Below are 7,102 nucleotides of genomic sequence, written 5' to 3'. Positions count from 1 at the left end.
TTAAAATCTTATTCCCTCTAAAAAGTAATCGATCATCACATAGATCTGTAAATCCCCGTTGCATATATCATGCAAATTAAACAAAAAGATGTGTCCACACGATAGATGAAAACGGGAATCCTAAAGCGATAGAAAGAAAACAATATATGCCTGCGAAAGCATTAGGATGCCCAATCAAGTTGAGCATGACGTAACGCCAATAGCAGCATGACGACTCCTTACGTCATTCTCGTGAAAACGGGAATCGTGAAGCCGCTAGAAAGGAAACATTATATATGCCTGCTAAAGTATTAAGATGCCCAATCAAGTTGAGCATGACTAGTATCCTCAAGTAGAATTATATGAACTGCAAGTAGAATTATACCAACCTCAAGTAGAATTATATGAACCTCAAGTAGAATTATACGAACCTCAAGTAGAATTATATGAACTGCAAGTAGAATTATACCAACATCAAGTAGAATTATACTAACTGCAACGACAATTGTTGCATTAAATCAATATAAATGACATTTTATGATAAAAATTAACCATTTAAGAAATGCAAGACCATTCCGAGGCACGAAGCCATCCTAATGTGCTAAAAAAAGCTTATAGCTGTAAGATTGCTTCGTTCCTGGCAATGACGACCGTTTGAAGAAAGAATTTCAGTTTTTCTTTACCCAAACCTATGCACTTTCAATGCATAGTGGTTTATTTATCTGTTATTTCAGTAATTGGCTCACCAACACAACCGTTTGGCATTTGAATGTGTAAAAGTGCTGCAAGGGTTGCAGAAATATCTGTCATATAATGCGTTTTATTTGTTGCACCATGTTTAATTCCCCAGCCCATAAATACTAAAGGAATATGTGCATCATAAGGATTCCAATTTCCGTGTGTTGTTCCTGTACTAGCACCATTAAACCAATTTGGATCTAAAATATAATATAAATCGCCGCTTCTTCTTGCATTGTAACCATTTGTAATCATCTTTTTCTGAATCTCAGGAAGTGTTGCCATCGATATTTTTGAAATATCTACAACATTGGCAAAACCATCCATTCTTTTTAGAAATTCAATTGATGCAGCTTTAATTACATCGAAGCTTACTGTACCATTATCCGTTTTATCATGATCAAAAATGATTTGATTATTCATCGATTTTAGCACAACATTGTTTACTTTGAATTTATCATTTAAAAATGCATTAAGCTTGAAAACGATATCTCTATCGCTAACTGTACCGCCAGGCAATTTATTTTCTTTCATAAAACCAGGAACGTGTGCAACACCATGATCGGCACTTAAGAAAACTGTATAATTCCCTTTACCTACTTTTTTATCTAAATAGTTGAAAAACTCTTCAAAATCCTTATCTAAACGCAAATAAGTATCTTCAGCTTCAATAGAGTTTGGTCCGTAACCGTGGCCAACATAATCAGTTGCAGAACAACTTACAGCTAAGAAATCGGTAATATTATCCTGACCTAAATCTTCAGAAAGAATGGCAAGTTTAGCTAAATCAAGTGTAATTGTATTTCCGTAAGGTGTGCTTCTAATTGCATCAAAGTTTTTATTAATATTTTGAGTAAGCAGGTGAGGGAAAGTGCTGGTTTTTCCTTCATAAGCTTTCTCATCACTTGTGCTGTTTACATAAGTATTAATCGGATATAAAGTCTCCCAATTTTTAGCATAGAATTTATTAGCCAGTTTAAGTTTATTGTAATCTGCAATCCAGGTTGGTACTTCTTTCATGTAGTAAGAACTTGTAATCCAGTTACCTGTACTTCCCTGGTACCAATAAGCGGCATTTGCAGCATGGCCCGCTGGTAAAATAGAGCCTCTATCTTTTAAAGAGATGCCGATAACTTTACCTCTAAAATTAGTTGCCAATCTTAATTCATCAGTTATTGTAGTAGCCAAAAGGTTTTTTGGAGACATATTTCCTTCGGAAGATGGTGTACTACCTACAGTAACAACCGTAGAATCTTCAGTACAATAAACATTCTTTTTGCTTTCTACATTGTACCAATCGTTACCAATAATGCCATGTATAGCGGGCACCGAGCCAGTATAAATTGTTGTGTGGCCAACTGCGGTGTAAGTAGGTGTGTAAGGAATAAATGTGTTTTCAACAGAAAAACCTTCATTAATTAATCTCTTGAATCCGCCGTTTGAATAGCGGTTGTAGTAGCGATATAAATAATCCCAACGCATTTGGTCTACAACTAAACCTACAACTAACTTAGGGCGTGCAACTTCTGCAGGAAAAGCTTTAGCAGCTGTAGTTGCTTTTTTAGTCTGTGCAGAAACGGTGGTTAAAGAGAGGATGGATAGGGAAACAATTAAGCAAGAAATTTTCTTCATTCTATTTTCGTTTAAAAGCTAAAAGTAGAATTTTTAGATGAAGTTTGTTTGAACTTTCTGTAAAGTTTTTATATCGCTTCAGCCACAACAAAAGTACTTCCGCCTATAAAAACTAAATCTTCTTTGCCTGCTTTTTTAATGGCTGCCTGCTTTGCTTCCTGCACAGAATTAAAAGAATCTCCCTTTAAATTGAAGGCATTTGCTTGCTCTTTTAAGTCGTTAGCATCAAGACCTCGTTCAATATCTGGTTTGCAAAAGTAATAAGTAGCTTGTTTCGGAACAAGAGATAAAACCTTGGTAATATCCTTATCTTTTACCATTCCAAAAACAATATGAAGATTTTTATGAGGTGTCGATTCTATATTCTTAACTACTTCTATTATACCAGCTTCGTTATGTCCGGTATCGCAAATTACTAAAGGGTTTTTACTTAAAGTTTGCCAGCGACCTTGTAATTGGGTTAATTTTTTAACCTGTTTCAAGCCATCGTAAACGGCCTGTTTTACAATCTTAGTTTCTGTTTTCTGGCTTAAAATCTCTAGTGCCTTTAATACGGTTACAATGTTTTTAGGTTGATATAAACCCGTTAAATCGCTTTTAATATTTGGATATTTAACCTCATCATTTTCATAAATAGATAAACCAAGCTTACTATTTTTTACAACGACATCCTGAACTTTTAATGTATCATCAGCAAAAAATATTGGGGCTTTTACCGAAGTCGCTTTAGTAATAAAAACGGGTTGAGATGCTGCTTGTGTTTCCCCTATAACTACAGGGATACCGTTTTTAATGATACCTGCTTTTTCACCTGCAATTTCTTCGAGCGTATTACCAAGCATGTTGGTGTGGTCCAAACTGATGTTGGTGATTACAGAAATTTCTGGTGTAATAATGTTGGTTGAATCTAAACGCCCTCCCAAACCAACTTCGATAACGGCAATATCTACCTCATGTTTTGCAAAATGCTCGAAAGCCATTGCAACAGTAACTTCAAAAAACGAAGGTTCTATTTTATATATTAACTTTTTATTAGCTTGAACAAAAGATTTAACTTCTGTTTTGCTAATCATTTTGCCATTAATACGAATTCGCTCACGAAAATCTTTAAGGTGAGGAGAGGTATATAAGCCCGTTTTAAAACCTTGTGCCTGTAAAACAGAAGCCAGCATGTGTGAGGTTGAACCCTTGCCATTTGTACCGGCAACATGTATGCTCTTAAATTTGTTTTGAGGATTATCCAAAGCTTCACAAAGGATAATTGTATTTGTTAAATCCTTCTTAAAAGCTGATGCGCCAATACGGGTAAACATTGGGAGTTTACTGTATAAAAAATCAAGCGTTTGCTGGTAGTTCATAATAATCTATGACCACAAAAGTATAAAAGGTTATTGAATTTACTTCACCTTAAAGTTAAATACCACAACTCCAGTTTGATTGTCTGTACCAATATCAGATTTATTCAAAGTAGAATTTAATACCGCCTGAATACATTTATTTACCAGTTCTGTGTCTGTAATTGTAGAACCCTTTAATTCTTGATTCGCTCTTGTAATATCGCCAGATTTATTAAAATAAATTCTGATTGCAATTTTACCAGTTTTCTGACCATCATCTTTCGGCGTAACCAGATTAGAGAAACGTCTTAATTCGATTGGTTTATTTCCAAATCCAGAACCACCTTCGCCATAATTATTTGCCAAAGGGTCACCATTTTTAGAACCTTGATTACCAGGTGTATTCCCAGTTCCATCACCGCCACCTTGACCAGTACTCTTTTTGCCTTTGTACAAAGCATTTTGATTGATAACTGGTGTTGTTGGTTTTTGTTCAGTAGCTGTAGTTGGTGTTTTTACAACTGCTTTAGTTGGTTTGGTATTTACACTAATTGCTTCTTCGGTATTTTGCGTTTGAATTTCCTTATCTCCAGTTTCAACGGTTGTGTTTTCGGTTACTTTTTCTTCAGGAACAACTTTATCTGGCGCTTTATTATTTGCATTTGGGTCTGCAGAAGGCTCTTCTATACTTGTATAATCATCACCCATTCCGGTTTCAGCAGTTCCATAATTTACAACCATGCCGCCCATGCCCAACTCTTCAGGTGGTTCGAAAGAATTAATCACAATTAGAAAGCTAATTGCAAGCAATAGTGCCATTATCCCTGAGGATATCGCTACTGCTTTTGGATAATTATTTTCTTCTTTGTAATTCATTACTTTTTAGGCTCTACAGCTAAAACAAGTTTTAATTTCAATTTGTTCGCAACATCGTAAGCAACCATAATATTTTCTGCAGGTACATTTTTAGCTACATATAAAATGATAGTCATATCTGGAGCAAGCTTTTGATAAGCCTCAATTGCGGGCTGTAAACTTTCTGCTGTTGCTGGTTTTTTATCAACGAAATAATTTAAATTTTCGTCTATACTAACTGTTACTGCTTTTTTGGCCGTAGATTGTTGTCCGCTTGATGATTGAGGCAATAATAACTTAACTACCTGTGGATTTACAACCGCAGATGCCAATAGAAAAAACAGCATCAAGAAAAACATAATATCGTTTAATGCCGATGTATGTACTTCTACAGAGCCTTTTGTTCTTTTTCTTAAATTCATTATTTACCTGGTTCTTCTAATAAATCAATAAAGTCAATTGCATCTGTTTCCATTTTAAGAATGATTTTTTCGACCATTATATTTAAAATGTGGTATAAAACGTAAGCGATAATACCGATAATTAATCCGGTTGCAGAAGTAATCATTTTAGTATACAAACCACCAGAAATGGTACCGATTTCGATAGCGCCTTTAATGGATACCTGATGGAAAATTGTAATAACCCCAACAATTGTACCTACGAAGCCAAGCATTGGTGCAATACCTGCCACGATTCCTAAAATGCTTATGTTTTTTTCCAATTTCGAAACTTCCAATTTTCCAACGTTTTCAATTGCACCTTCGATATCTTTTATAGGGCGACCAATACGTTTTAATCCTTTTTGCAACATACGAGAAAGGGGAGAGTTGTTATTTCTTAACATTGCCGATGCACCTTCCAAATTACCCGATTGAATGTAAGACCTAATCTGACCCATTAAGTTAGATTCATCTTTTGTTGCTTTTTTAATGGTTAAATAACGTTCAACAAAGATAACCAAAGCTAAAAAAGCTAAGAAAGCCAGTGGAAGCATTACCCAGCCACCTTTAAATAACAAATCGATGAAGTGTAATTCTGCTGCGGGTTGAGATAATGCTGGACTTACTGCGTTTGCTGTATCCTGTAATGCTTGTGTGGTGTCTTGAATTAATAATGCAATCATTATGGTGTGTTTATCTGTTTAATATCTAATTCTTTTATTCTAACTTTCTTACTTAATACTGGTCTTGCGTCAATCGCTTCTTTTTCAGTTTTAAAAGACGCAATGCTTACTTTTTTGTATGGTCCTTCGATTGGTACAATTCTAGCTTTTAAACCATAACCTTTCATTTGTGCTACAAATTGCTCGGCTTTTTTAGTGGTTTTAAACGATGCGCCAATCACCTCATAAGTTGTAACTCCGGTTTTTTGCGGTGCCAAATTAGTTGTTGCTGGTTTAACAGTTGTAACGGGTTTTGCTTTTTGGCTATCAATTTTATTCTGAACCTGATTTGCTTTTAAAATACTATCTGTCTTTGCAATCGAATCTTGTTTAAGCTTAGCACTGTCAATATTTACAGTTTTAACAGAATCTATAACAGGTGTATTCTGCTTTTCAGCAACCTTTTCTTGTCGATTAAATAACTCGGGTTTAGCAAAATAAACAATAGCTGCTATAACTAAAAGAATTGCAACTCCAATCCAAACTTTAGGCCAGTTAGATTTCTCTTCTTCATCTTCAATAATTTCATGAGCAGAAGGATCGTGGCCAAAACGATTTGGATGCTCTGCATGTTGTTGTTTAATAAATTCAGGTGCTTCAGAAACAGGCTTTTCTGTTGAAACGTCTTCATTTAAATTAACGTATGTTTTTGGTTCCTCTGATTCAGGCTGATGACCAAAACGATTTGGGTTTTCTTCATGCTGCGCTAAAATAGATTCTGGAACATTTAATTCTTCATGTTCAACATCAACTATATCATTATGTTTATACTCAGAATTTGATAATGTATGTTTTAAATCGTCATTAACTTCATCCAAGTCTACGTTTTCGATAATTGGGGAAACCTGATGATGAACATTATCAACAGTTTTTTCTTCTGCTATCGATAGTTCGGATTTTGCTTCCTGAATTTGTTCTACAGGAGCTGTTTCATTAGCTTGTTCAGTTTCTTTAACATCTGGTAATCCGTAAAATTCAGAACCATAGTTAACATCTTTGGATGGCTCGAAACTTAAACCTTCGTGTTCTGTGTAAAATAAACGCCCTATGTTTTCTAATTCTGCCTCGTGTTCTATTTCTAGTTTCTTATTTGTTTCCTCAACAAATTGAGAAATATAATATTCAGCACTTTCTTTAGATATATTTCTTTTTGCAGCAATAAAATCAGGAAGCAAGTTTTCTTCCTTTAAGCTTGCTGTAAATTGCAAAGTATAGCCCGGTGGTAAAAACGATTGTTTTTCCTTATCGTATCTGCCAGCAAATTTCTTTTTATAAAAAGTGCCCAAGTCGGCAATACCAACTGAGGTTTGTTGCTTTAGGAGTTCTGAAAGGTATAATAAGATGTCCATTCCGGTAAAATTAGCGTTTTATTCTAAATACAACACAATAATAAATT

At 34.8% G+C, this 7,102-nt stretch carries 6 protein-coding genes; all 6 read right to left on the bottom strand.

The window, feature by feature from the left end; all coding sequences use genetic code 11:
- Window positions 1–693: 693 nt before the first annotated feature.
- Window positions 694–2,349 carry an alkaline phosphatase PafA gene (pafA, locus tag ACFOUY_RS01605; RefSeq protein ID WP_378958693.1) on the bottom strand — a complete coding sequence of 552 codons (1,656 nt, stop codon included), beginning with the start codon at window positions 2,347–2,349 and terminating at the stop codon, window positions 694–696.
- Between the two features lie 68 nt (window positions 2,350–2,417).
- Window positions 2,418–3,707 carry a bifunctional folylpolyglutamate synthase/dihydrofolate synthase gene (locus tag ACFOUY_RS01600; RefSeq protein WP_378958692.1) on the bottom strand — a complete coding sequence of 430 codons (1,290 nt, stop codon included), beginning with the start codon at window positions 3,705–3,707 and terminating at the stop codon, window positions 2,418–2,420.
- 39 nt (window positions 3,708–3,746) lie between these two features.
- Window positions 3,747–4,562: an energy transducer TonB gene (locus tag ACFOUY_RS01595; RefSeq protein WP_378958691.1), complete on the bottom strand. Its 816-nt coding sequence runs from the start codon at window positions 4,560–4,562 to the stop codon at window positions 3,747–3,749.
- Entirely contained in the window at window positions 4,562–4,963 is a 402-nt protein-coding gene (locus tag ACFOUY_RS01590; RefSeq protein ID WP_378958690.1) for an ExbD/TolR family protein, read from the bottom strand. The genes ACFOUY_RS01595 and ACFOUY_RS01590 overlap by 1 nt, the downstream gene beginning before the upstream one ends.
- Window positions 4,963–5,667, bottom strand: coding sequence for a MotA/TolQ/ExbB proton channel family protein (locus ACFOUY_RS01585; RefSeq protein WP_378958689.1), 705 nt, complete (start codon window positions 5,665–5,667; stop codon window positions 4,963–4,965). Before ACFOUY_RS01585 ends, ACFOUY_RS01590 begins: the two co-directional genes overlap by 1 nt.
- Window positions 5,667–7,055 (bottom strand): HU domain-containing protein, encoded by a 1,389-nt coding sequence (locus ACFOUY_RS01580; protein ID WP_378958688.1) that lies wholly within the window; start codon window positions 7,053–7,055, stop codon window positions 5,667–5,669. The genes ACFOUY_RS01585 and ACFOUY_RS01580 overlap by 1 nt, the downstream gene beginning before the upstream one ends.
- Between the last annotated feature and the right edge of the window lie 47 nt (window positions 7,056–7,102).

It is taken from the genome of Pedobacter jamesrossensis, assembly GCF_042650905.1.
GTDB classification, from domain to species: Bacteria; Bacteroidota; Bacteroidia; order Sphingobacteriales; family Sphingobacteriaceae; genus Pedobacter; species Pedobacter jamesrossensis.
Note: the sequence above shows the minus strand (reverse complement) of the source record. Positions and strands in the feature narration are given on the sequence as shown.